A 23,035-nucleotide genomic window follows, 5' to 3' on the forward strand; every position below is an offset into this window, starting at 1 on the left:
GAGTTACGGTCCCCGCCGTCGCAGCAACCATGCTGTCACGGCACCAGCCGACGGCGGGGCGAGTTCGGCCCGCGACCCCAACTCTTCATCAGGACGAAACGTGTTCACGCGTCATCAAGACGACTCGCCGCGTAACAAAGCGTCGGTCAGAGCGTCGGGTCGCGCCCGTCGTCGAGGGCCTTCCACAGGTCGGTACCCGTCGGTTCGACCGGTCGCGCGACGGCGTCGGTGCGGTCGTACCGGCTGCTCATCGCGGGCCACCGATGGCCGTGCAGGACCACCAGCACCCCCAGCACCGCGGCCGCCACGAAGGCCACGGCGGTGACCCACGGCCACGCCGTCGGGTCGGTCACGACGGGATCTCCGGTGGTGAAGGCCGCGACGGTCTGCAGACGCTCCTCGACCAGCGCGTCGGGGCCGGCGAACGTGCTCGCGGCTCCTCCGGCGGCCGCTGCGACGACCACCAGCCCGACCACCCGCCGCACCCACCCGGACGTCGACAGCACCCCGAGCGCCGCGGCGGCCACGACCAACGCCAGCGCGCCGACCACCGGAACGGTCTCCGAGCCGGCGAGGGTGAAGGTGCTGCCCACGGCATCACCGTCACCGACCACCGTGGTGCTCCAGGGCCGGCGGGCGGCGAGCCAGGCGCCCCCGCCGGTGAGGACCAGTCCGAGGACCACCGGGCCGTACAGCCTCCGGGCGTTCACAGCAGCCGATCGGCGTCGAAACACGTCGTGGCGCCGGTGTGACAGGTGGGGCCGGCCGGCGAGGCGACGACCAGGACGGTGTCGCCGTCGCAGTCCAGGCGGACCTCGTGGACGGCGAGGGTGTGGCCGGAGGTCTCGCCCTTCACCCAGTACTCACCGCGACTGCGGCTCCAGAACGTGGCTCGCCCGGTGGTGAGGGTGCGGTGCAGCGCCTCGGGATCCATCCACCCGACCATCAGCACGGCGCGGCTGTCGACGTCCTGCACGACGGCAGCGACCAGACCGTCGGCATCGGTCTTGAGTCGGGCGGCCACCGCCGGGTCGAGTGAGGTCACGCCGTCGATCCTCCCACGGACCGGCGGGTCCACGGCCGCCACTAGGAGGCCCCGAGGGCTGCCTGCGCGACCCAGCTGGTGTGCAGCCGGCTGTACACGCCACCGGCGTCGACCAGCTCCGCGTGGGTGCCGTCCTCGACCAGGCGACCGGCGTCGAAGACCAGGACCCGGTCGGCGTTCTCGGCCGTCGACATCCGGTGCGCGATCGTGACGCTGGTGCGACCGTCGAGCAGCCGGTCCAGCGCCCGGGTCGCGCGCAGCTCGGTCTGCGGGTCGACGGCACTGGTCGCCTCGTCGAGGACCAGGAACGACGGGTCGGCCAGGGCCGAGCGCACGAGCGCGACGAGCTGCCGCTCCCCCGCCGACAGGCCCTCGCCCCGCTGACCGACGCGGGTGTGCAGTCCCTGCGGGAGGGCGGCGAACCAGTCGACCAGCCCGAGGTTCGCGATGACCTCGACCAGCTCCTCGTCGGTGGCGTCCCGGCGGCCGTACCGCAGGTTGTCGGCCAGGGTGGCGTCGAAGAGGAAGCCCTCCTGCGGCACCATCACGACGTGCCGGCGCAGGTCGGCGAAGGGCACCTCGGACACGTCGGTCCAGGTGTCGCCCCGGCCCAGCGCGACCGACCCCTGGGTGGGGTCCATCAGGCGGGTCAGGACCTTGGCGAACGTGGTCTTGCCCGAGCCGGTCTCGCCGACCACCGCGACCCGCTGGCGGGGCGCGATCGTGACGTCGACGTCGACCAGCACCGGCGGACCGTCGGGGTAGGCGAAGCCGACGTGGTCGAACCGGGCCCCGAGGTCGCCGCCCGGCAACGGCTGACCGGCGGCTCCGGGGTCGACGACGTCGGCGGGCGTCTCCAGCAGCTCGATGACCCGGCGCCAGGACGCCACCGCGTTCTGCGCGTCCGTGATGACCTGCGTGGCCATCTGCGCCGGCCCCACGAACAACGTGATGAGGAAGATGAAGGCGATCACCGTGCCCATCGTGAGATCGCCGAGCAGCCCGAGGTAGAGGCCGATGCCCAGGACGGCGGCATTGGCGACACCCCCGACGAGGATGGCCGAGGCGAAGGTCGTCGCGACGATCGTCTGGGCCCTCACGTTGGCCGTGTAGTTGCCGGCGATCGAGTCGTCGATGCGCTGCTGCGTGCGCCGCTCGACGGCGTAGGACCGCACGACCGAGGCGCCCACCACGGGCTCGGCGATCGTCGACAGCAGGTCGGCGACGGAGGCCCGGACGATGTCGTAGGCGCGGGACATCGCCGCGGCGAAGTACCGGAGCGCCAGCACGAGCGGGATGAAGGAACCCAGCACGACCAGGGTTAGCTGCCAGGACAGGAACGCCATGACGAGCGTGGCCACCAGCATCTGCGCGAGGCTGATGATCATGATCATGCCCGTGAACTGCAGGAACAGGGACACCTGGTCGATGTCGGACGTGACGCGTGAGACCAACGACCCTCGCCGCTGCGTGTTCTGGGTCAGCATCGACAGGTCGTGGACGTGCCGGAACGCCCGCACCCGCAGCTGGGTCAGTCCGCGTTCGGTCGAGGCGAAGATCCGGTACTTCGACAGGTAGCCCGCCCAGGCGGTCAGCCCCAGCACGACGGCGGTGATGCCGACGTAGGCGGCGATCCGTCCGGAGTCGATGCCGCCGGCGTCGCCGAGCCCGGAGTCGACCGCCCGCTGGACGACGATCGGGACGACCGACGACCCGGCCGTGCTCAGCACGGCGAGGAACAACGTGAGTCGCAGGCCGTCGGTGATGGCCGGGCTCAGCGCCAGTCCGCGCCGGATGACCGCCATGCTGCCTTCGCGGGCCGGTGCCTGCTCCGGCGTGGGTTCACTCATGGTCGACCTCCTCGCGGGCCTGGTCGTAGGCGTTGACGAGGTCGCGGTACCGGACCGACCGGTCCACCAGCTCGGCATGGGTGCCGCGGTCGACGATCCGGCCCCCGTCGAGGTGCACGACCTCGTCGGCCAGAGCGATCGTCGCCTTGCGGTAGGCCACCACGAGCACGCTCGGGCCGTCGCCGCCGGCAGACCGTTCGGCGAGCGCCCGCAGGATGCGCTGCTCGACCTCGGGGTCGAGCGCGCTCGTGGCGTCATCCATCACCAGCAACCGTGGCCGGCGGACGAGCGCCCGAGCGAGCGCGAGGCGCTGACGCTGACCACCGGACAGGCTCGTGCCGCGCTCGCCCAGCTCGGTGTCGAGACCGGCCGGCAACGCCGACACGAAGCGATCGGCCTGCACCGTCTGCAGGGCCGCCCAGACCTCCTCGTCCGGGACCTCGGCCCCCAGGGTCACGTTGGAACGCACCGAGTCGTCGAACAGGAACGTCGACTGCGGGACGAGCGCCACGGCGTCCGCCAGGGCGGCGTGGCTGAGGTCGAGCACCTCGGTGTCGTCGAGCCGCACGTGCCCGTCGGCCGGGTCCACGAGGCGGGTGACGAGCGAGACCAAGGTGCTCTTGCCGCTGCCCGTGGAGCCCACGACCGCGGTGACCGAGCCCGGCGGCACCTCGAAGGTGACGTCGCTGAGCACCGGCAGCTCGGCGTCGGGGTGCACGAAGCACAGGTCGTCGACGCGCAGACGGACCGCGGCGTCGCCGGGCAGGTGCTGCGTGCCGTACGCCATGGAGGCCGGGTCGTCGAGGACCCGGCGGATGCGGCTCCAGCCCACCACGCTGCGCGGCAGCTCGCCGAGCACCCATCCGATCGCGCGGACCGGCATCGCGACGATCGTGAACAGGAAGGCGACCTGGACCACGTCGCCCGGAGCGGTCGCCCCCGACTCGACCCGGCCGACGCCGATCAGCAGCACCAGGAGCACCCCGATGCTGGGCAGCGCCTCGAGCATCGGGTCGAACACCGCACGGATGCGACCCACCCCGATGTTGGCGTCGCGGAGGCGCTCGCTGGCCGCCGCGAACCGGGCGGTCTCCTCCTCCTCGCGGCCGAGCGACTTGACGACCATCGCGCCGTCGAACGACTCGTGGGCGACCGCGGACACGTCACCGCGCAGGCTCTGCGCCCGCGCCATGCGGGGACCCTGCCACCGCTGGTAGACGATGTTGACCGCGAACAGCAGCGGGAACACGACCAGGCCGACGAGGGTCAGCACCGGGTCGGCGGCGAGCATCGTGATGATCGCGACGACCAGCATCGCGATCACCCCGATCGCCATCGGCAGCGCCATGAACACGCCCCACGTCGCCTCGACGTCGGCGTTGGCGTTCGACAGCAGCTGGCCCGTGGGGTGCGACTGGTGCCAGGCGAGCGGCAGGTCGAGGTACTTGCGGGTGACGGCACGTCGGTCGCCGCGGACGAGGCGGAAGAACACGATGCCGCCGATCAGGCGGCGGCCCACGACGGCGACCATGCGCAGCACCGCCACGGCCATGAACAGCGCGACGCCGGTCCACAGGGCCCCGGTGACGATCTCGCCGTCGGCGAAGGAGGGCCGGATCACCTCGTCGGTGGCCCAGCCGAGCACCCAGGCGTCGGCGACGGTGGTGGCGCCGAACAGGGCGGAGAAGAACACGGCGAGCGCGAACATGCCGCGTTCGCGGTCGATGCCCACGCGCATGACGGCGAGCCCCCGCCGGGTCAGGCGGGAGTCGTCGGTGGCTCCGAGGGAGTCCAGGGCGGGTTCAGCGGACATCGTGGCCGGCGGCGCGCAAGGTGTTCTTCACTGCTCCGATGGTGAGGTCCCCGAAGTGGAAGACACTGGCGGCGAGGACGGCGTCGGCGCCCGCCTCGACGGCGGGAGGGAAGTGCTCCAGCCGGCCGGCGCCACCGCTGGCGATCAGCGGCACCTGTACAACGCTGCGGACTGCCCGAATCATTTCCAGGTCGAAGCCTTTCTTCGTGCCGTCGGCGTCCATGGAGTTCAGCAGGATCTCCCCCGCACCGAGCTCGGTGGCCCGGCGCGCCCACTCGACGGCGTCCAGCCCGGTCGACTGCCGGCCCCCGTGGGTGGTCACCTCGAAGCCGCTGGGCTGGCTCTCGCTCCGCCGCGCGTCGACGCTGAGCACGAGGACCTGGTTGCCGAACCGGTGCGCGATCTCGGCGATGACGTCGGGCCTCGCGATGGCCGCGGTGTTGATCCCGACCTTGTCGGCGCCGGCCCGGAGGAGCCGGTCGACGTCGTCGGTGGTGCGCACCCCGCCGCCGACGGTGAGGGGGATGAACACCTGCTCGGCGGTCCGGCCCACGACGTCGAACGTCGTCTCCCGGCCGCCGGACGAGGCGGTGATGTCGAGGAAGGTCAGCTCGTCGGCGCCCTCGGCGTCGTAGACCGTGGCCATCTCGACCGGGTCGCCCGCGTCGCGCAGCCGGGTGAAGTTGACCCCCTTGACGACGCGCCCCTGGTCGACGTCCAGGCAGGGGATGACACGGACGGCGAGACTCACCCCGAGAGCCTACTCGGACCGTCCGTGCGGCGGACCGTGTGTCGCCCTGTCCGTGGGGGCCTGCGTGGTCCACCATCGAGACATGCGCATCCTGCTGCTCGCCCCGGTCCTTGCCCTCGTCCTGACCGCGTGCGGGTCCGACCCGGACGACCCGGCTCCCACTCCGACCCCGACGGCCAGCCCCACGGCAACGACACCGGCACCGACACCGAGTCCGACGCCGTCGCCGTCGCCGCCGACCGCCCCCCTCGAGCTCGCGCCCGGCCGGGTGGGTCCGGTCGAGGTGGGGATGACCCAGGCCGAGGCCGCTGCCACCGGCCTGTTCGAGGTCGACGTGCCCCCGCCGGAGGGGTGCGAGGGGGTGCGGCCGCTCGCGTGGGCAGAGCCGTACACCGGGCTGGTCGACGTGCTGTCCTCTGCCGACGGCACGATCATCAGCATGGGGGTCCTGGGCGACACGACCCTGGCGACCGACACCGGCATCCGGGTCGGGTCGACCCACCGCGACATCGTCGCGGCCTACGGTGACCGCGCCACCGAGCCGGCGGCGGCCGGGTTCGGACAGACGGGCGTGTACGTGCAGGACGGTGACGCGTGGATCGGGTTCCTGTTCGACGTCGACCCGTCCCTCATGGACCTGGCCTACACCGTGACCTTCATGGAGGTCACCCGCGGCGAGCAGCCGAGGCTGATCCGATCCGGCTGCTGACCGGTCGTCGTCGGGTCAGACCGCCGCGACGGCGGCCAGCGCCTCGGGCAGGGTGAAGGCCCCTGCGTAGAGGGCCTTGCCGACGATCGCGCCCTCGACGCCGGTGCCGGCGAGTGCGGCGATGGCGCGCAGGTCGTCGAGGCTCGAGACGCCGCCGGAGGCGACGACCGGCTTGCCGGTGACCTCCGTGACCTGACGCAGCAGGTCGAGGTTCGGGCCCTGCAGGGTGCCGTCCTTGGTCACGTCGGTGACCACGTACCGGGCGCACCCGTCGCGCTCCAGCCGCTCCAGCACCTCGAACAGGTCGCCACCCTCCTCGGTCCACCCGCGGGCGGCGAGGGTACGACCCCGCACGTCGAGACCGACGGCGATGCGGTCACCGTGCTCGCCGACGACCTTGCGGCACCACTCGGGGTTCTCCAGCGCTGCCGTGCCGAGGTTGACCCGACGGCACCCGGTGGCCAGCGCGGCCTCCAGCGAGGCGTCGTCGCGGATGCCACCGGACAGCTCGACCTGCACGTCGAGGCGGCCGACGACCTCGGCGAGGAGCTCGCGGTTGGAGCCCTTGCCGAAAGCCGCGTCCAGGTCGACCAGGTGGATCCACTCGGCCCCGTCGGTCTGCCACTGCAGGGCTGCGTCGAGCGGGGAACCGTAGGAGGTCTCGCTGCCGAGCTCACCCTGGACCAGGCGCACGGCCTGCCCCTCGGCGACGTCGACGGCGGGCAGGAGTTCGAGAGTCACCGGGCGATCGTACCGACCCGCTCCCCCACCCCCACCTCCCCCTCGCGGCGGTGGATTCGCGACCGAAAGGTCCGGGCGGTGGGTTGGCGACCGTATGAGGCCTCTTTCGGTCACCCTGACACCGCCGGGGCCCATTCGGTCGCGAATCCACCGCCCTGACGGGAGGGGGGGGTCAGAGGGTGGCGATCCAGTTCTCCAGCAGGCGGCGGCCCGCGTCGCCGGACTTCTCGGGATGGAACTGCGTCGCCCACAACGGACCGTGCTCGACGGCCGACACGAACCGGTCGCCGGCGTACGCCGTCCAGGTGACGGACGGCTCCGGGAACGCCGGCGGCTGGCTGAGCACCCAGTCGCGCACCCCGTAGGAGTGCACGAAGTAGAAGCGCTCGGCCTCGACCCCGGCGAACATCACCGAGCCCGCGCCCGGCTCGACGGTGTTCCAACCCATGTGCGGCACCACCGGCGCCTGCAGCCGCTCGACCGTGCCGGGCCACTCGCCGCACCCCTCGGACCGCACGCCGTGCTCGATGCCCTCGCCGAACAGGATCTGCATGCCGACGCAGATGCCGAGCACCGGCCGTGACGCGATCAACCGGCGCTCGATGATGCGCACCCCGTCGACCTCGCGCAGACCGGTCATGCACGCCTCGAACGCACCGACGCCGGGCACCAGCAGACCGTCCACCTCCTGCGCGACGGCAGGATCGGACGTCAGGACGACCTCGGCACCGGCACGTTCGACCGCGCGCACGGCCGACCGCAGGTTGCCCGAGCCGTAGTCCAGGACCGCGACGGTGGTCGTCACGCGACTACAGCGCGCCCTTGGTGGACGGGATGCCCGTCTCGCGCGGGTCCAGCGCGATCGCCTCGCGCAGGGCACGCGCCAGCGCCTTGTACTGCGCCTCCGCGACGTGGTGCGGGTCGCGCCCGGCCAGCAGCGTCACGTGCAGCGTGATGCCGGCGTGGTGGGCGATCGACTCGAACACGTGCGACGTCAGCGATCCGCTGTAGGAACCGCCGATGACCACCGTGATCTGCCGCTCGGGCTCGCCGGAGTGCACGAAGTACGGACGGCCCGACACGTCGACGACCGCGGTGGCGATCGCCTCGTCCAGCGGCACGGTGGCGTTGCCGTAGCGACGGATGCCGGCCTTGTCGCCCAACGCCTCGCGCAGGGCCTCGCCGATGCAGATGGCGGTGTCCTCGACGGTGTGGTGGGCGTCGATGTGCAGGTCGCCCTCGGACCGCACCGTGAGGTCGATCAACGAGTGCCGGGCCAGCGCCGTCAGCATGTGGTCGTAGAAGCCCACCCCGGTGGAGATGTCGTGGCGGCCGGTGCCGTCGAGGTCGACCTCGACGACGACGTGCGACTCCGAGGTCTTCCGCTCGATGCGTGCGCTGCGGCTCATCGCTGCGTCACCTCTTCCAGGGCTCTGTGGAACGCGTCCATCTCGGTCGGGGTGCCGACCGACACGCGCAACCATCCGTCGGGTCCAGTCTCGCGGATCAGGACTCCGCGGTCGAGCAGACCCTGCCACACGGCGTGGCGGTCGTCGAATCGGCCGAACAGCACGAAGTTCGCGTCGGACTCGGCCACCGTGAACCCGCCGGCGGTCAGGCGGGCCGCAAGCTCGTCACGGCCCCGGCGCAGGTCGTCGACCCGGGCGAGCAGCTCGTCCGCGTGAGCCAGGGCGGCCGTGGCGGCCGCCTGGGTGACCGCCGACAGGTGGTAGGGCAGGCGGACGATGCGCAGCGCGTCGATCATGGCGGCGTGCCCGGCGACGTAGCCGAGCCGGCCCCCGGCCAGCGCGAACGCCTTGCTCATGGTGCGGGTGACCAGCAGCCGCGGGAACTCGTCCAGCAGCTCCAGGGCGGTGGGGGTGCCGGCGCGGCGGAACTCCGCATACGCCTCGTCGACGACGACGACACCCGGCGCCGCCTCCAGCACGTCGCGGGCGTGCGCGGGGTCGAGCGCCGTGCCGGTGGGGTTGTTGGGCGAGGTCAGCACCACCACGTCCGGCTGCTCGTCGGCGATCAGGTCGAGCGCGGCACCGACGTCGATGCCGAAGTCGTCGTCGCGGCGTCCGGACACCCACCGGGTGTGGGTGTTGCGCGCGTACTCGGGGTACATCGAGTAGGTCGGCGCGAACGACAACGCCGTGCGGCCCGGACCGCCGAACGCCTGCAGGATCTGCTGCATGACCTCGTTGGACCCGTTGGCCGCCCACACCCGGTCGGGGCCGAGACCGTGGCCGAGGTAGTCGGCCAGAGCCGTCCGCAGGACCGTCGCCTCCCGGTCGGGGTACCGGTTGAGCGAGGTGGCCACGGCGTGGACCGCGTCGGCGATGTCCCGCGCGGTCTCGGCGCTGGGACCGTACGGGTTCTCGTTGACGTTGAGCTGCACCGGGACGTCGAGCTGCGGTGCGCCGTAGGGCACCTCGTGACGCAGCTCGTCACGCAGCGGCACCCAGGAGGGTGCGCTCACCGGGCGAGCCTGACGGCGACGGCCTCACCGTGGCCGGGCAGGTCCTCCGCCGCCGCGAGGGTCACGACGTGCCCGCCGACCTCGCGCAGTGCCGCCTCGTCGTAGGTCACGACGTGCATGTTCTTGCAGAAGGCCCGCACCGACAGCCCTGAGGAGTGACAGGCGCACCCGGCCGTGGGGAGCACGTGGTTGGAGCCGGCTGCGTAGTCGCCCAGCGACACCGGGGTGAAGGCCCCCACGAAGATCGCACCGGCGTTGGTGATGCGCGCGGCGACGCCGGCGGCGTCCGCGGTCTGGATCTCGAGGTGCTCCGCGGCGTACGCGTTCGCCACGTCGATGGCCTGCTCGATGTCGCGCACCAGCACGGTGGCCGACTGCGGTCCGTCGAGGGCGGTGCGGATGCGCTCGGTGTGCGTCGTCGCCGGCACCTGCTTCTCGAGCTCCACGTCGACGCGGGCGGCGAAGTCCTCGCTGTCGGTGACCAGCACGCTGGCAGCCATCGGATCGTGCTCGGCCTGGCTGATGAGGTCGGCCGCCACGAACGCGGCATCGGCGGTGACGTCGGCGATGATCGCGATCTCGGTGGGGCCCGCCTCGGAGTCGATCGCCACGGTGCCCTGCAAATGACGCTTGGCGGCGGCGACGTAGATGTTGCCCGGACCGGTGATCAGGTTGACCGGCTCGACGTCGCCGCCGGTCGAGACCGTGCCGTACGCCAGCATCGCGAGCGCCTGGGCGCCACCGGCCGCGTACACCTCGGTCAGGCCGAGCAGGGCACACGCTCCGAGGATCGTCGGGTGGGGCAGGCCACCGAAGGCCGCCTGGGGCGGACTGGCCAGCGCGATCTCGCGGACGCCGGCCACCTGTGCGGGCACCGCGTTCATCAGCACCGTCGAGACGAGCGGCGCCAGACCACCGGGCACGTACAGGCCAACGCGGTCCATCGGCACGATCCGCCGCTCGACGGTGGCACCGTCGGCGACGACGGTGGTCACCGACTCCTCCAGCTCGGCCGCGCAGGTGCGTCGCAGGCGGGCGACGGACTCCTCCAACGCGGCACGGACCGCGGGATCGAGGTCCGCCAGGGCGCGTCGCAGCTCGTCCTCGGGCACCCGCAGGGCGTCGGGCCGGACGCCGTCGAAACGCTCCCCCGCGTCGAGCACCGCGGCCTCGCCGCGGGTGCGGACGTCGTCGCACAGCGGGACGACCACGGCCAACGCCTGCTCCACGTCGACCTCGGCCCGCGGGACGATGTCGCGGTAGTCCACGGAAGTGTCCCGGAGGTCGAGTCGTCGCATCACGGACCCAGTCTACGGAGCCACTACGCTCGCCCCGTGGCCACCGGCACCCCTGCGACCGAGGCACTGCGCCGAGCCGGCGTGGACTTCGTCCTGCACACCTACGCGCACGACCCGCGCGCCACCTCGTACGGGCTCGAGGCGGCCCGGGCGCTGCAGGTCGAGCCGGACCGGGTGTTCAAGACCTTGGTCGTCGCGCTCGACTCGTCGCGGGCCGTCGGCGTCGTGCCCGTGAGCCGGTCGCTGGACCTCAAGGCCCTCGCGGCGGCCCTCGGATCCAAGAAGGCCCAGCTGGCCGACCCTGTCGACGCCGAACGGGTCACCGGCTTCGTGACCGGCGGCATCTCGCCGGTCGGCCAGAAGCGGCGACTGCCGACGGTGCTGGACGAGTCGCTGCAGCAGTGGGACACGATCTTCGTCTCCGGCGGACGACGAGGCCTGGACGTGGAGGTGTCAGCCGACGACCTGGTCCGCCTGACCGACGGGGTCCTGGCCGCGATCGCCCGCTGACGTCCCACGGGCGGAGAGCGCGACGAGGAAGACTCCCGCGAACGCCCCGACCGGCCACACCAGGAAGGCTGCCCAGGTGTCGACCACGAGCTCGGCGGGCACGAGGTCCCCGACCCCGACACCGGTGACCGCCGCCGGGTCGGGCGGTCCCCACGCCTGGCCGAGCTGCCACGCCAGCAGACCCGCACCGGTGGCCAGCACCCCGGTGGCCACCAGGGCGGTCGCCTGTCCGCCGAAGCGTCCTGCGCGAATGACCAGACCGGCGACGACACCGAACAGCGTCGACGCGACCAGGCCCACCACCATGAAGGCGACGACGACGCCGAAGAGCTCACGGGCAGCGTCCTCGCCCATCGCGAGACCGCGCTCGGTGACCGTCCAGTCGGCCGGTTCCGCGACCGCCGCCCACACGCCACCGGCCGCAACCCCGACGATCGCCGCCACCACGGCCACGAGCACCAGGCGCCTCATGCGACGCAGCTCGGTCCGAGGAGCTCCTTGAGGTCGGCGATCAACGCCGACGACGCCGACACCCGGTAGGCCCGGTCCAGCCGCATCACCTTGGTGGGGCCGGTGCCGGTGAGCCGCAGGTGGACCTCCGACGCCCCGGGGTGCGCGGCCAGCACCTGCTTGAACCGCGCGATCGTGTCGGCCGTGCAGCGGGCCACCGGCATGCTGACCGCCACGGGTGCCTCGGAGCCGCTGGTGCTCATCGACGGCAGGGTCACCTCCAGGCCCATCAGCTCCAGGCCCTCGTCGCGACGACGGATCCGCGACTTGACGACGACGACTGTGTCGTTGACCAGCACCGGCGAGGCCAGCGCGTACGCGGCAGGGAACACCATCACCTCGACACCGCCCTCGAGGTCCTCGACCGTGATGGACGCCCAGGTGTCGCCCTTCTTGGACATCCGGCGGGACACGCCGGTGATGAGCCCGCAGATGGTGACGGTGGACCCGTCGGCGCGTTCGGTGTCGACCATCAACTCGCCCAGGGAGCAGTCGCTGCTGGCGCGCAGCACGTGCTCGAGTCCGCGCAGCGGATGGTCGGACACGTACAGACCGAGCATGTCGCGTTCGAAGGCCAGCAGCTGGGTCTTCTCCCACTCCGGCATCTGGTCGGGCACCGAGATGGTGATCCCGCTGGACGCGTCGTCGAGACCGTCGAACAGCGAGTCCTGACCGATCGCGGCGTTGCGCTTGAGGTCGACGTAGGCGTCGACGGCCTCGTCGGCGATCGTGGTGAGGGCACGGCGCCGGTGGCCCAGGGAGTCGAAGGCGCCCGACTTGATGAGGGAGTCGAGCATGCGCTTGTTGCACACGTGCAGCGGGACCTTGTCGAGGAAGTCGGGGAAGTCGGTGTAGGCGCCTGCCTGGCGACCCTCGACGATGCCGGCCACCACGTTGTCACCGACGTTGCGGATGGCCGACAGGCCGAACCGGATGTCCTCACCGACCGACGCGAACGTGCCGATCGAGTCGTTGACGTCGGGCGGCAGCACCTGGATGCCGAGCCGCCGGCACTCCCCCAGGTAGATGGCGGACTTGTCCTTGTCGCCGCGCGTGCTGGTGAGCAGCGCCGCCATGTACTCCGCGGGGTACCGGGCCTTCAGGTAGGCGGTCCAGTAGCTGATGACGCCGTAGGCGGCCGAGTGCGCCTTGTTGAACGCGTAGTCGGCGAACGGGACGAGGATGTCCCACAGGGTCTTGATGGCGCCCTTGGAGTAGCCGCGCTCCATCATGCCGGCCTCGAAACCGACGAACTCCTTCTCGAGCACCTCGCGCTTCTTCTTGCCCATCGCGCGTCGCAGGTTGTCGGCCTGTCCGAGGGTGAAGCCGGCCAGCTCCTGCGCGATCGACATCACCTGCTCCTGGTACACGATCAGGCCGTAGGTGGTGCCGAGGATGGGCTTGAGCGCCTCGGTCAGCTCGGGGTGGATGTAGTCGATCGGCTGCTTGCCGGTCTTGCGCAGCGCGTAGTTGACGTGGCTGTTGGCACCCATGGGTCCGGGCCGGTACAGCGCGATGACGGCCGAGATGTCCTCGAAGTTGTCGGGCTGCATCTGCCGCAGCAACGCCCGCATGGGCCCGCCGTCGAGCTGGAACACGCCCAGGGTGTCGCCCCGGCCGAGCAGGGCGTACGCCTCGGGGTCGTCGAAGGTCAGGTCCTCCAGCACCAGGTCGACCCCGCGGTTGGACCTGATGTTGGACACCGCGTCGTCGAGCACGGTGAGGTTGCGCAGACCGAGGAAGTCCATCTTGACCAGCCCGAGCGACTCGCACATCGGGTAGTCGAACTGGGTGATGATCGCGCCGTCCTGCTCGCGCTTCATGATCGGGACGATGTCGATGAGCGGCTCGCTGCTCATGATGACGCCGGCCGCGTGGACGCCCCACTGGCGGATCTGCCCCTCCAGCCCGAGCGCGGTGTCGTAGATCTTGCGGACCTCGGCGTCGGCGGCGTGCAGGTCGCGGAAGTCCTTGCCGTCGCCGTAGCGGGAGTGCTTGTCGTCGAACAGCGCGGGCAGCGGCACCCCCTTGCCCATGACGTCGGCGGGCAGCGCCTTGGTGATCTTCTCGCCCATCGCGAACGGGAAGTCGAGCACCCGGTTGGCGTCCTTGATGGCGGCCTTGGACTTCAGCCGACCGAACGTCGCGATCATGGCGACCCGCTCGGAGCCGTACTTCTCGCTGACGTAGCGGATCACCTCGGCGCGCCGGCGCTCGTCGAAGTCGATGTCGAAGTCGGGCATCGACGGACGCTCGGGGTTGAGGAACCGCTCGAAGATCAGGCCGTGGGTCAGGGGGCAGAGATCGGTGATGCGCAGCGCGTAGGCGGCGATGGACCCGGCGCCGGATCCGCGTCCGGGGCCGACCCGGATGCCGTTGTCCTTCGCCCAGCCGATGAAGTCGGCGACCACCAGGTAGTAGCCGCAGTAGCCCTTGTCGCGGACGACCTGCAGCTCCATCTCGGTGCGCTCGCGCACCTCGTCGGACACGGTCTCGCCGTAGCGGGCGTGGATGCCGCGCCAGACCTCCTCGACGAACCAGGACTCCTCGGTGTGACCGGCCGGCACGTCGGCCCGCGCCATGTAGCCACCGTTGGACTCGGTGAACTCGACCTGGCAGCGCTCGGCGATCAGCAGCGTGTTGTCGCACGCCTCGGGCATCTCGTGCTTGTCCTCCCACAGCGAGCGCATCTCGGCGGCGGACTTGATGTAGTAGCCACCACCGTCGAACTTGAGCCGGTTCGGGTCGCTGATGGTCTTGCCCGAGGACACGCAGATCAGCGCGTCGTGGGCGTCGGCGTCCTCGGGATGGGTGTAGTGCGAGTCGTTGGTGGCGATGGCCGGCAGGGCGAGGTCACGCTTGAGTCGCATCAGGCCGTCGCGGACCCGGGTCTCGATGTCGAGGCCGTGGTCCATCAGCTCGAGGAAGAAGTTCTCCCTGCCGAAGATGTCCTGGAACTCCGCGGCGGACTCCCGCGCCTTCTCGTAGTTGCCGATGCGCAGCCAGGTCTGGATCTCGCCCGACGGGCAGCCCGTCGTGCCAATGAGTCCCTTCGCGTAGGTGTGCAGCAGCTCGCGGTCGGCACGTGGCTTGTAGTACTGCCCCTCGAGGCTGGAGCGCGAGCTGAGCCGGAACAGGTTGTGCATGCCCTCGGTGCTCTCGGCCAGCAGCGTCATGTGGGTGTAGGCGCCACCACCGGCGACGTCGTCGTCGCCGCCCTTGTTCCACTGCACCCGCTTCTTCTCCGAGCGGTGCGTGTTGGGCGTGAGGTACGCCTCGAGACCGATGATCGGCTTGACCCCGTGCGCGCGTGCCTTGCTGTAGAAGTCGTACGCGCCGTGCAGGTTGCCGTGGTCGGTCATGGCGATCGCGGGCATGCCCAGCTCGGCGGTGCGCTCGAACAGACCGTCGAGAAGGGAGGCACCGTCGAGCATCGAGTACTCGGTGTGGACGTGCAGGTGCACGAAGGACGAGTCACTCGGCATCGCGACAGAGGCCTCCTCAGGCGGGTCGGTCGGGGAAGGACCCCAGCCTACGCGAGGGGTCCGACGGGTTCGGGCGGCACGCCGGGTGCCCCGGCGCGCCCATACTGGAGTGATGGACACCGACCGGAACGACGACGGACCGCCGGCCCCCGAGACGGTCGAGGACTACATCACCGCGATGCCGTCCTACGACGTCGCACCGCGGCTGGTGCAGATGCGGGCGACGCTGCGGGCGGCGCTGCCGGACGCCGAGGAGGTGCTGAGCCATGGCCTGCCCGCCTACCGCCAGCACGGCGTCGTGGTGGTGCAGTTCTCCGGCCACGACGACTGGACCGCGCTGCACGTGTTCCCGCCCGGCCCGGTGCTGACGCGGTTCGCCGAGGCCCTGCAGCCGCACGCCGTGGCGCGCACGGCGATCCGGTTCTCGCTCGACGAGCCCCTGCCCACCGCGCTGGTCCACGACATCGCGGTGTTCCGGCTGGGTGAGGCCGCGGCCTACGCCGCCCGCAAGCGCGAGCGACGCTGACCGCGGCCTCCTCGGCCGACCTCTCAGCGGCTGCTGGCGACCTTGTACTGCCGGATCGACAGCGGCACGAAGACGACCAGGATGATCACGACCCACAGCAGCGTGTAGAGCACGGGGTTCTGCATCGACCACGCGTCGGAGGTCGACGCCCCCGTGTTGCCGAACAGCTCGCGGGCCGCCTGGGTCAGGGCCGACACCGGGTTCCACTCCACGAACGGACGGAGAAAGCTGTTGAAGTTGTCCGTCGGCACGAAGGCGTTGGAGACGAAGGTCAGCGGCATGATGACGATGAACGAGGCGTTGTTGATGACCTCGACGCTCGGCACCAGCAGCCCGACCCACGCCATGATCCAGCTGACGGCGTAGGCGAACAGCAGCAGCAACAGGAAGCCAGACACCATGTCGATCACGCCGTCGCGGACTCGCCAGCCGACCAGCAGGCCGGTGAGGGCCATGATGATGAGCGACAGCACGTTGTAGACGATGTCGGACGTGGTGCGCCCGACCAGCACCGCCGACTGCGACATGGGCAGCGACCGGAACCGGTCGATGATGCCCTTGCTGATGTCCTCGGCCAGGCCGGCGCCGGTAAACGTGGCGCCGAAGACGACCGTCTGGGCGAAGATGCCGCCGATGAGGAACTCGCGGTAGTTGGACCCGTCACCCGGGTCGATGGCGCCGCCGAACACGAACGCGAACAGCAGCACGAACATGATCGGGCTGATCAGCACGAACACCAGGATCTCGGGGACCCGGATGATCTTGATGACGTTGCGCTTGGCCAGGACCCAGCCGTCGGTGACGACCCGGGTCAGCGACCCGGGCGCCGCGGGGGTCTCGGTGGTGGAGCTCAGCGTCGACGTCATGACGACACCTCCTCGGTCTGGGCGTCGGCGTCCTCGGTGGGACGACCGGTCAGGGTCAGGAACACGTCGTCGAGGGTGGGTCGCCGCAGCCCGACGTCGAGGACGTCGATCTTGCCGTCGCGCAGGCCCTCGAGCACCGCCAGCAGTCGGCCGGCACCGTCGCCCTCGACCGCTGCGGTCAGGCCGCGGCCGGTCTCGGTGGCCTGCACCTCGCCGTGGGCGACGCGGGCCAGGATGGCGGCCGTTTCGTCCCGTCGTGCCGGGTCGGCGACGACGACCTCGATGCGCTCGCCCCCGGTCTGGGACTTCAGCTCGTCGGCCGTGCCCCGGGCAATGGCCCGGCCGTGGTCGATGACGACGATGTCGTCGGCGAGCACGTCGGCCTCCTCCAGGTACTGCGTGGTGAGCAGCACCGTGGACCCCGACGACACCAGGTCGCGGATGACGGTCCACATCTGCTGCCGGCTGCGCGGATCGAGGCCCGTGGTGGGCTCGTCGAGGATCAGCACGGCCGGCTCGTTGACCAGCGCACCCGCCAGGTCGAGCCGCCGGCGCATGCCGCCGGAGTAGGTCTTGGACGGGCGGTCGCCGGCATCGGCCAGGTCGAACCGCTCCAGCAGGTCGCGGGCCCGGGCCGATGCCCGGTCCTTGCGCATGCCGTACAACCGGCCGACCATCTCGAGGTTCTCGTAGCCGGTCAGGTTCTCGTCGACCGCCGCGTACTGGCCCGACAGACCGATGCGTGACCGCACGCCCATCGGGTCGGACGCGACGTCGACCCCCGCCACCTCGGCGGACCCGCCGTCAGCCTTGAGCAGGGTCGCGAGGATGCGGACGGCCGTGGTCTTGCCCGCACCGTTGGGACCGAGCAGCCCGAGCACCTTGCCCTCGGGTACCACCAGGTCGAGCCCCTTGAGGGCCTCGACCTCCTTGTAGCGCTTGACCAGGCCCGTGGCCCGGATCATGTCAGCCATGACGTGACAACCCTTCTGTTTGTCCCCACCGGAACGTTCAGCAAGCACCTTGTCGTACTCCGCCGACAGAATCCATCGGCCGATCGGCTGATCATGACGCATCGGCCGGCGCCGCGGGACGTCGTCGGTCCCCGCGGTGCAGCGCCAGAGCCGCCGCGATCGCGACGACGGCAGCCGCCGCCGTGGTGACGAGGCGATCGGCGGCCAGCCCCACCGAGGGGCCGAGCAGCCCCGACGAGGCGACGAGGACGACCGTGGGCACGGCGAAGATCGCGGCCCGGCGCGTGTCCTGCACCATCGCCCATCCCACCATCGGCACCGCCGACACGAGACCCAGCACGACGGCCGCCGGACCGGGCACGACCAGCACGACCGCCACGGCCGCGGCCAGACCCAGCACCGTGCCGGAGACACGGTCACGGAGCTGGCGGGTCGTCTCGTCCCCGGACGGCCTGACGACGGTGGCCAGCACCAGCACGGCCCAGTACCCGTGCGACACGTCAGCCGCGACCACACCGTAGGTCGTGGCGGCCACGGCGACGGCCACGACCACCGCATGGCGCCGAGCGACCTGCATCCCGACGGGCTGCGCCGGTCCCTGCAGCCCCAGCGCGGCCAGGACGGCGACCACGGTCAGCAGCCCGGCCACCAGTCCGACGACGAAGGGCGCGCCCGGATCGCCGGGCAACGGCCCGACCGTCGCGGTCACGACCACCACCACCGGCAGCATCGAGCCGATCCCCGCCGAGGCGCGGGAGGACGGAATCTGCGCGAGGCCGGCCAGACCCGCCAGACCGGCGGCCGGCAGGGCCTGCTGGTGGGCGGCCACCCCCGCCACCGCCAGGGCGACCGTGGCGGCCATCAGGACCGACCGGTGCGACCACGGCAGGCGGACGACCGCAGGGGGAAGACCGGCCACCAGTCCGACGAGCACGCCGAGCGCCGCACCACGGCCACCCGTCGCGGTGGCGGCCCCGAGCGCGACCACGCCGACGCCGAGCAGCACCCCCGCCGGTCGCAGCGCGGCGCGCGGCGGCAGGATCACGGCGGTTCAGACCTGGCGGTAGGTGCTGAGGAAGTGGCCGAGCCGGCCGATCGCGTCGGACAGGTCGCGGGCCCACGGCAGGGTCACGATGCGCAGGTGGTCGGGGTCGGGCCAGTTGAAGCCGGTGCCCTGGGTGATGAGGATCTTCTCGGCCTCCAGCAGGTCGAGGGCCAGCTGCTGGTCGTCCTTGATCGGGTACACCTCGGGGTCGAGCCGGGGGAACACGTACAGGGCCCCGCGGGGTTCGACCACGCTGACGCCGGGGATCTTGCGCAGCTCGGCGACGGCGGTGTCGCGCTGCTCCAGCAGACGCCCACCGGGCAGGATCAGCTCGTTGATCGACTGGTAGCCGCCCAGCGCCACCTGGATCGCGTTCTGCGCCGGCACATTGGGACACAACCTCATCGAGGCGAGCAGGGTGATGCCCTCGAGGTAGTCACGGGCGCGCTCCAGGGGCCCCGTGACGACCAACCACCCCGCCCGGTAGCCGCAGACCCGGTAGGCCTTGGAGAGGCCGTTGAAGGTCAGGGTCAGCACGTCGGGGGCGATGCTGGCCATCGGGATGTGCTCGGCGTCGCCGTAGAGGATCTTGTCGTAGATCTCGTCGGCCATGAGGACGAGGTCGTGCTTGCGCGCGAGCTCGGCGATCTTGGTCAGGGTCTCGCGTGAGTACACCGCGCCGGTCGGGTTGTTCGGGTTGATGACGACGATCACCTTGGTGCGGTCGGTGATCTTGGCCTCGAGGTCGGCGATGTCGGGATTCCACTCGTTCGACTCGTCGCAGCGGTAGTGCACGGGCCGGCCGCCGGCCAGGTTGGTGACCGCGGTCCACAGCGGGTAGTCCGGGACGGGGATGAGGACCTCGTCGCCGTTGTCGAGCAGCGCCTGCAACGCGATCTGGATCAGCTCGGAGACGCCGTTGCCGATCCACACGTCGTCGATGTCGATCTGCGGGAACCCGTCCTGCAGCTGGTAGTGGTGGACCACCGCCCGACGGGCGGACTGGATGCCCCGGGAGTCGGAGTAGCCGGCCGACCCGGGCAGGGCCGCGATGACGTCCTGCAGGATCTCGGCGGGCGCGTCGAAGCCGAACGGCTGCGGGTTGCCGATGTTGAGCTTGAGGATCCGGTGGCCCTCGGCCTCCAGCCGGGCGGCTCGCGCACTGACGGGTCCGCGGATGTCGTACAGGACATCCCTCAACTTCTCGGACTGGCGCACGGACGGGCTCATGCGGACGATTCTCCCACCCCGCCCGCTCGCGACGCGCTCGTCCCCGTCCGCCTCCCCGCTGGGAGTGACGTTTCGGCCCCAGATCAGTCGATTTCAGGGCCGAAACGTCACTCCCAGCGGGAAGGCGAGGTCAGCGCCAGCGACGGCCGGGCTCCCAGTCGCCCCACCACACGGGTTCGTCGAGCGTCCAGCTCGCTGCACGGGTCCGTCGGGCCCGCATCCACGCGGTGACCAGACGCCCGGCGAGCGACCACCGGTCACGGTGATCGAGCGCCGACACCCGGGCCACGACCAGACCGTGGTCCTCGAATCTCTCCTCCCGGGCGTTGTCCTCCGCGTGCGGAACTGCCTCGCGGTGGTGGGCACCGTCGCTCTCGATCACCAGACCGGACTCGGGCTCGAGCAGGTCGGCGACCCCGAGCAGCTCGCCACCCGGTCCGAACAACGGTGCGTTCACCCTCAGGGCAGGAATCCCCGCGTCGATCCGAGCGACGAGTCTGGTCCGGGTCTCCCACGGACTCGCCGACCGACAGGAGGCCCAGCCGAGGGCGCGCCGCGCCTGGACGATGCCTCGGGTCTTGCGGTGCGACGCGACGACCGCGTCCACCCGGTCGAGCGTGGTGCGGGGCGCTCCGTGGGTCGTGCTCAGCACCATGTCAAGGGCGACCACCGCCTCGCGGAAGTCGCGGGCGGTCCGCATCTCGTCGTACACCGCTCGGGCCATCGTCGATACCGGCCACCCGTCAAGGTCGAGGAACTCGTCGGGGTACAAGCCTGCCCGACACGGTTCGACTCCGCGGGTCGGCCGCAGCTGCGCACCCGCCGGGCAGTGCACCAGCACCCGTCGGACGGTCCGGTCGTGTCCTGAACCGGTGAACCACTCGTTGCCCTGGATCCGCAGCGACGCCCATCCGCCGATCGCGCACGCACCGGTGAGGAGCGGCCGCACGGCGGCGATCCGCTCGATCGTGGGATCGCCCCCTGAGCCTGCCGGTCGGACGACCCCGTGGGCCTGCCGTTGCCAGGCCGGTCCCCGCAGGGCCTTGGCCGACCACCCCGCCGCCAGCGCGTCGGACGTCCTCATCGATGCGGTCCACGGATCCATCCCGCGATGGTCGCCGAGCCGGCCGTCTCCGGCCCGTTCCTGTCCACAGCCCCCGCTGGGAGTGACGTTTCGGCCCCGGATCGGCCGATTTCAGGGCAGAAACGTCACTCCCAGCGGGGAGGTGGGGTCAGCGGGAGGTGGGGTCAGCGGGAGGTGGGGTCAGTCGAGGTCGCGGACCGTGTCGAGCGCGGCCTGCAGGTCGGCCGGGTAGGTCGACGCGAAGTCGACCCGTTCGCCCGTGCGGGGGTGGTCGAAGCCGAGACCCAGGGCGTGCAGCCACTGGCGCTCCAACCCCACCCGCGCGGCCAGCGTCGGGTCCGCGCCGTAGAGCGGGTCGCCCACGCACGGGTGCTTGATCGCCGCCATGTGCACGCGGATCTGGTGCGTGCGACCGGTCTCGAGCTTGATCGTCAGCAGGGAGGCGTACCGGTGGGCCTCGAGGGTCGCGTAGTGGGTCACGCTGGCCCGGCCGTCGGCCCGCACGGTGAACTTGAAGTCGTGCTTGGGGTGCCGCGCGATGGGGGCGTCGATCGTGCCGGTGTGCGGGTCGGGATGGCCCTGCACGAGCGAGTGGTACGTCTTGTCGACGACCCGGTCGCGGAACGCCTGCTTGAGCACCGTGTAGGCGTGCTCGGACTTGGCCACGGCCATCAGACCGCTCGTGCCCACGTCGAGCCGGTGCACGATGCCCTGACGCTCCGGTGCGCCGGAGGTCGAGATGCGGTAGCCGCGGGCGGCCAGCGCGCCGAGCACCGTCGGGCCGGTCCAGCCGACACCCGGGTGGGCCGCGACCCCGACCGGCTTGTCGACCACCACGATGTCGTCGTCCTCGTGGACGATCGAGAGGGCGTCGACCGGGATGGGCACGACCTCGACGACCGGCGGCGCAGGAATCGTCGCCTCGAGCACCGCCCCGAACAGCACCCGCTCGGACTTGGCCGGCCGATGCCCGTCGAGCAGCACGTGTCCGTCGGCCACCAGCTCGCTGGCCCGGGACCGGGACAGACCGGTCAGCCGGGCGAGCGCGACATCGACCCGCTCGCCGTCCAGGCCCTCGGGGACGGAGATGACCTTGTGCTCGCCGGCCGGACGCCCGCTCACCTCGCCTGCTCCCGGGTGCCGTCGAGGCCCACGCCCTGCAGCGAGCGCACGATGATGACCGCGGCCGCCACGGTGAGGTAGATGTCGGCGATGTTGCCGACGAAGAAGCCGCCGTAGTCGATGAAGTCGACCACGTGCCCACGCAAGGGACCGGGCTCCCGGAAGATCCGGTCGGTGAGGTTGCCGACCGCACCGGCCAGCAGCAGTCCGAGCGCCACGGCCCACGTGCGGTCACGCAGCTCGGCCGACAGCTTGACCACGAACACCACGACACCGACCGCGACCAGGCTGAGGACGACCGTCATGGAGGCGCCCATCCCGAACGCAGCGCCGGGATTGCGCAGGAAGGTCAACGACAGGACCTCCGGCACCAGCACGATCGGGTCGGCGTCGGCGAGCCGCTCGACGGCCAGCACCTTGGTGACCTGATCGATGCCCCACGCGAGGAGCACGCCGACCACGAACACGGGACCGACCCGGCTGCGCGCGGCCGCGGCACCGTCGGGAGTCCCGGAACCGGGTCGTCCCTCGTCCGGTGGTCCCTCGTCCGGCTGGTGAGCGTTCAGCGACGTTCCTCGCGCCGCTTGCACGTCATGCACTGGGTGGCGCGCGGGAAGGCCATCAACCGCATCTTGCCGATCGGCTCCCCGCAGATCTCGCACTGGCCGTAGGTGCCGTGCTCGAGGCGGTCGAGCGCCTTCTCGGTCTGGTGCAGCAGCTCGCGCTGGTTGGCCGCGAGCGACATCTCGGCATCACGCTCCAGCCCCTTGGAGCCGACGTCGGCCTGGTCGTTGCCCGCGCCGTCGACCCCGTCACGCAGCAGGTCCTGCAGGTCACGGGCGGTCTGGTCGAGCTCCAGGTGCAGGCGGGCCAGGTCGGCCTGCAGCTCGGTACGGACCTCGGCCAGCTCGGCGGGGGTCCAGGGGTCCTCGTCGGCGCGGACGACGAGCGTGGTCTTCGGCATGCGGGGACAGTAGACCGGTCGGCCCCC

Annotated in this window: 23 protein-coding genes; 3 read left to right on the forward strand and 20 right to left on the reverse strand. The window is 71.3% G+C overall.

The window, feature by feature from the left end; genetic code table 11:
* Window positions 1–146 precede the first annotated feature (146 nt).
* The 5 genes from HMPREF0063_RS07400 to hisF are packed head-to-tail and all read right to left on the reverse strand — an operon-like array spanning window position 147 to window position 5,459.
* Window positions 147–710, reverse strand: a complete 564-nt coding sequence (locus tag HMPREF0063_RS07400; RefSeq protein WP_040320171.1) for a Trp biosynthesis-associated membrane protein — start codon at window positions 708–710, stop codon at window positions 147–149.
* A complete protein-coding gene (hisI, locus tag HMPREF0063_RS07405) occupies window positions 707–1,045 on the reverse strand; it encodes a phosphoribosyl-AMP cyclohydrolase (RefSeq protein WP_211208763.1) in 339 nt (112 codons plus the stop codon). Before hisI ends, HMPREF0063_RS07400 begins: the two co-directional genes overlap by 4 nt.
* A 41-nt stretch (window positions 1,046–1,086) precedes the next feature.
* Window positions 1,087–2,895, reverse strand: a complete 1,809-nt coding sequence (locus HMPREF0063_RS07410) for an ABC transporter ATP-binding protein (RefSeq protein ID WP_007078044.1) — start codon at window positions 2,893–2,895, stop codon at window positions 1,087–1,089.
* Window positions 2,888–4,708 (reverse strand): ABC transporter ATP-binding protein, encoded by a 1,821-nt coding sequence (locus HMPREF0063_RS07415; RefSeq protein ID WP_007078045.1) that lies wholly within the window; start codon window positions 4,706–4,708, stop codon window positions 2,888–2,890. Before HMPREF0063_RS07415 ends, HMPREF0063_RS07410 begins: the two co-directional genes overlap by 8 nt.
* The gene (gene hisF / locus HMPREF0063_RS07420) at window positions 4,698–5,459 is read right to left on the reverse strand and encodes an imidazole glycerol phosphate synthase subunit HisF (RefSeq protein WP_007078046.1); all 762 of its coding nucleotides are present in this window, start codon (window positions 5,457–5,459) and stop codon (window positions 4,698–4,700) included. Before hisF ends, HMPREF0063_RS07415 begins: the two co-directional genes overlap by 11 nt.
* Window positions 5,460–5,541: 82 nt before the next feature.
* Here hisF and HMPREF0063_RS16570 point away from each other — a divergent pair, with 82 nt between their 5' ends.
* On the forward strand, window positions 5,542–6,168 hold the full coding sequence (locus HMPREF0063_RS16570) for a hypothetical protein (protein ID WP_007078047.1): 627 nt from the start codon (window positions 5,542–5,544) through the stop codon (window positions 6,166–6,168).
* 15 nt (window positions 6,169–6,183) lie between these two features.
* On the opposite strand, the gene priA is transcribed toward HMPREF0063_RS16570, so the two are convergent.
* From priA to hisD, 5 genes are all read right to left on the reverse strand, one after another.
* Entirely contained in the window at window positions 6,184–6,909 is a 726-nt protein-coding gene (priA, locus tag HMPREF0063_RS07430; protein WP_007078048.1) for a bifunctional 1-(5-phosphoribosyl)-5-((5-phosphoribosylamino)methylideneamino)imidazole-4-carboxamide isomerase/phosphoribosylanthranilate isomerase PriA, read from the reverse strand.
* Between the two features lie 172 nt (window positions 6,910–7,081).
* On the reverse strand, window positions 7,082–7,714 hold the full coding sequence (hisH, locus tag HMPREF0063_RS07435; RefSeq protein ID WP_007078049.1) for an imidazole glycerol phosphate synthase subunit HisH: 633 nt from the start codon (window positions 7,712–7,714) through the stop codon (window positions 7,082–7,084).
* A gap of 4 nt (window positions 7,715–7,718) precedes the next feature.
* Window positions 7,719–8,318, reverse strand: coding sequence for an imidazoleglycerol-phosphate dehydratase HisB (gene hisB / locus HMPREF0063_RS07440; protein ID WP_007078050.1), 600 nt, complete (start codon window positions 8,316–8,318; stop codon window positions 7,719–7,721).
* Window positions 8,315–9,394: a histidinol-phosphate transaminase gene (locus HMPREF0063_RS07445; protein ID WP_040320172.1), complete on the reverse strand. Its 1,080-nt coding sequence runs from the start codon at window positions 9,392–9,394 to the stop codon at window positions 8,315–8,317. Before HMPREF0063_RS07445 ends, hisB begins: the two co-directional genes overlap by 4 nt.
* Entirely contained in the window at window positions 9,391–10,695 is a 1,305-nt protein-coding gene (gene hisD / locus HMPREF0063_RS07450) for a histidinol dehydrogenase (RefSeq protein ID WP_040320173.1), read from the reverse strand. The genes HMPREF0063_RS07445 and hisD overlap by 4 nt, the downstream gene beginning before the upstream one ends.
* 33 nt (window positions 10,696–10,728) lie before the next feature.
* Between hisD and ybaK the strand changes: the two genes are divergently transcribed.
* Window positions 10,729–11,202: a Cys-tRNA(Pro) deacylase gene (ybaK, locus tag HMPREF0063_RS07455; RefSeq protein WP_040320174.1), complete on the forward strand. Its 474-nt coding sequence runs from the start codon at window positions 10,729–10,731 to the stop codon at window positions 11,200–11,202.
* Here ybaK and HMPREF0063_RS07460 read toward each other — a convergent pair.
* Both HMPREF0063_RS07460 and dnaE read right to left on the reverse strand, forming a co-directional pair.
* On the reverse strand, window positions 11,146–11,673 hold the full coding sequence (locus HMPREF0063_RS07460) for a hypothetical protein (RefSeq protein WP_040320175.1): 528 nt from the start codon (window positions 11,671–11,673) through the stop codon (window positions 11,146–11,148). The genes ybaK and HMPREF0063_RS07460 overlap by 57 nt on opposite strands.
* On the reverse strand, window positions 11,670–15,197 hold the full coding sequence (gene dnaE / locus HMPREF0063_RS07465) for a DNA polymerase III subunit alpha (protein WP_007078054.1): 3,528 nt from the start codon (window positions 15,195–15,197) through the stop codon (window positions 11,670–11,672). Before dnaE ends, HMPREF0063_RS07460 begins: the two co-directional genes overlap by 4 nt.
* Window positions 15,198–15,309: 112 nt before the next feature.
* Between dnaE and HMPREF0063_RS07470 the strand changes: the two genes are divergently transcribed.
* Entirely contained in the window at window positions 15,310–15,723 is a 414-nt protein-coding gene (locus HMPREF0063_RS07470) for an iron chaperone (protein WP_007078055.1), read from the forward strand.
* Window positions 15,724–15,746: 23 nt separating this feature from the next.
* On the opposite strand, the gene HMPREF0063_RS07475 is transcribed toward HMPREF0063_RS07470, so the two are convergent.
* The 8 genes from HMPREF0063_RS07475 to HMPREF0063_RS07510 all read right to left on the reverse strand — a co-directional run bounded on the left by HMPREF0063_RS07475 (window position 15,747) and on the right by HMPREF0063_RS07510 (window position 23,008).
* A complete protein-coding gene (locus HMPREF0063_RS07475; RefSeq protein ID WP_007078056.1) occupies window positions 15,747–16,589 on the reverse strand; it encodes an ABC transporter permease in 843 nt (280 codons plus the stop codon).
* Window positions 16,586–17,563 (reverse strand): daunorubicin resistance protein DrrA family ABC transporter ATP-binding protein, encoded by a 978-nt coding sequence (locus HMPREF0063_RS07480; RefSeq protein ID WP_040320176.1) that lies wholly within the window; start codon window positions 17,561–17,563, stop codon window positions 16,586–16,588. Before HMPREF0063_RS07480 ends, HMPREF0063_RS07475 begins: the two co-directional genes overlap by 4 nt.
* 91 nt (window positions 17,564–17,654) lie before the next feature.
* Window positions 17,655–18,608 carry an FUSC family protein gene (locus tag HMPREF0063_RS07485; RefSeq protein WP_040320177.1) on the reverse strand — a complete coding sequence of 318 codons (954 nt, stop codon included), beginning with the start codon at window positions 18,606–18,608 and terminating at the stop codon, window positions 17,655–17,657.
* Between the two features lie 6 nt (window positions 18,609–18,614).
* Window positions 18,615–19,838, reverse strand: a complete 1,224-nt coding sequence (locus HMPREF0063_RS07490; RefSeq protein WP_007078058.1) for a pyridoxal phosphate-dependent aminotransferase — start codon at window positions 19,836–19,838, stop codon at window positions 18,615–18,617.
* A gap of 130 nt (window positions 19,839–19,968) precedes the next feature.
* Window positions 19,969–20,943, reverse strand: coding sequence for a PDDEXK family nuclease (locus HMPREF0063_RS15750; protein ID WP_050760925.1), 975 nt, complete (start codon window positions 20,941–20,943; stop codon window positions 19,969–19,971).
* A gap of 159 nt (window positions 20,944–21,102) precedes the next feature.
* Complete coding sequence (locus tag HMPREF0063_RS07500) at window positions 21,103–22,044, reverse strand: RluA family pseudouridine synthase (RefSeq protein WP_007078060.1); 942 nt, start codon at window positions 22,042–22,044, stop codon at window positions 21,103–21,105.
* Window positions 22,041–22,511, reverse strand: coding sequence for a signal peptidase II (lspA, locus tag HMPREF0063_RS07505; RefSeq protein WP_007078061.1), 471 nt, complete (start codon window positions 22,509–22,511; stop codon window positions 22,041–22,043). Before lspA ends, HMPREF0063_RS07500 begins: the two co-directional genes overlap by 4 nt.
* A gap of 95 nt (window positions 22,512–22,606) precedes the next feature.
* Window positions 22,607–23,008 (reverse strand): TraR/DksA family transcriptional regulator, encoded by a 402-nt coding sequence (locus HMPREF0063_RS07510; RefSeq protein WP_007078062.1) that lies wholly within the window; start codon window positions 23,006–23,008, stop codon window positions 22,607–22,609.
* Window positions 23,009–23,035 lie beyond the last annotated feature (27 nt).

Origin of the sequence: Aeromicrobium marinum DSM 15272 (assembly GCF_000160775.2) — a bacterium.
Taxonomy (GTDB): domain Bacteria; phylum Actinomycetota; class Actinomycetes; order Propionibacteriales; family Nocardioidaceae; genus Aeromicrobium; species Aeromicrobium marinum.

What these genes read in the sequence shown, in the direction of transcription:
- hisB (WP_007078050.1), bottom strand. Translation starts at nt 8,318, where the DNA reads ATGAGCCGCAGCGCACGCATCGAGCGGAAGACCTCGGAGTCGCACGTC.
- HMPREF0063_RS15750 (WP_050760925.1), bottom strand. Translation starts at nt 20,943, where the DNA reads ATGGATCCGTGGACCGCATCGATGAGGACGTCCGACGCGCTGGCGGCG.
- HMPREF0063_RS07510 (WP_007078062.1), bottom strand. Translation starts at nt 23,008, where the DNA reads ATGCCGAAGACCACGCTCGTCGTCCGCGCCGACGAGGACCCCTGGACC.
- HMPREF0063_RS07470 (WP_007078055.1), top strand. Translation starts at nt 15,310, where the DNA reads ATGGACACCGACCGGAACGACGACGGACCGCCGGCCCCCGAGACGGTC.
- HMPREF0063_RS07410 (WP_007078044.1), bottom strand. Translation starts at nt 2,895, where the DNA reads ATGAGTGAACCCACGCCGGAGCAGGCACCGGCCCGCGAAGGCAGCATG.
- HMPREF0063_RS07480 (WP_040320176.1), bottom strand. Translation starts at nt 17,563, where the DNA reads ATGGCTGACATGATCCGGGCCACGGGCCTGGTCAAGCGCTACAAGGAG.
- dnaE (WP_007078054.1), bottom strand. Translation starts at nt 15,197, where the DNA reads ATGCCGAGTGACTCGTCCTTCGTGCACCTGCACGTCCACACCGAGTAC.
- HMPREF0063_RS07475 (WP_007078056.1), bottom strand. Translation starts at nt 16,589, where the DNA reads ATGACGTCGACGCTGAGCTCCACCACCGAGACCCCCGCGGCGCCCGGG.
- HMPREF0063_RS16570 (WP_007078047.1), top strand. Translation starts at nt 5,542, where the DNA reads ATGCGCATCCTGCTGCTCGCCCCGGTCCTTGCCCTCGTCCTGACCGCG.
- HMPREF0063_RS07460 (WP_040320175.1), bottom strand. Translation starts at nt 11,673, where the DNA reads ATGAGGCGCCTGGTGCTCGTGGCCGTGGTGGCGGCGATCGTCGGGGTT.
- HMPREF0063_RS07415 (WP_007078045.1), bottom strand. Translation starts at nt 4,708, where the DNA reads ATGTCCGCTGAACCCGCCCTGGACTCCCTCGGAGCCACCGACGACTCC.
- HMPREF0063_RS07490 (WP_007078058.1), bottom strand. Translation starts at nt 19,838, where the DNA reads ATGAGCCCGTCCGTGCGCCAGTCCGAGAAGTTGAGGGATGTCCTGTAC.